This window comes from Sutterella massiliensis (assembly GCF_016899755.1).
Taxonomy (GTDB): Bacteria; Pseudomonadota; Gammaproteobacteria; order Burkholderiales; family Burkholderiaceae_F; genus Sutterella; species Sutterella massiliensis.
This window is the reverse complement of sequence record NZ_JACJJC010000273.1, coordinates 1-471: the sequence shown is the minus strand read 5'-3', so window position 1 is coordinate 471 and position 471 is coordinate 1. Positions and strand designations below refer to the sequence as shown.

The following is a 471-nucleotide window of genomic DNA, read 5'->3' as shown; positions in this document are numbered from 1 at the left end:
GTCACCGTGTCGGTGACGGTCGAAATCAGGTTGTAGACGGCACCGTTGCCGACCGAAACGCTGCCCGTGAAGTTCTGCGCCTTGTCGGCCGCAACGTCAATGTCGACGTTGTCGTTCAAGTGAAGCGTGCCGCTGCCCGTGAGGGTGCCCGCGATGTTGGACTCGTTGGCCGCATCGGTCACCTTGAAGACGCTGCCGTCCTCGAGCGTGACGGTGCCGCCCGACGCAACCTGGATGCTGCCCGCATCGGTCAGGTAGGAGCGATTCACCAGCGTGGCGTTGTCGGAGACATTGACGGCAGACGTATGGCCGAGGCTGCTGCCGCGGTCGACCGTGAGCGTCGTCTCGGACGTACCGTCGCCGACGCGCGTCGAACCCGTGTAGGTGTTCTTGCCCGTGAGCGTAAGCTCGCCGTTCGCAAGCGCGAAATTGCCCTCGCCGGTGATGGCGGCATCAAACGAAGAGGCGTTT

Annotated in this window: 1 protein-coding gene; it reads right to left on the bottom strand. The window is 63.7% G+C overall.

Features of this window, described 5'->3' with window-relative positions; genetic code table 11:
• Positions 1–471 (bottom strand): hypothetical protein (locus tag H6A60_RS12525; RefSeq protein WP_205105138.1); only part of this gene is annotated, 471 nt, incomplete at both ends.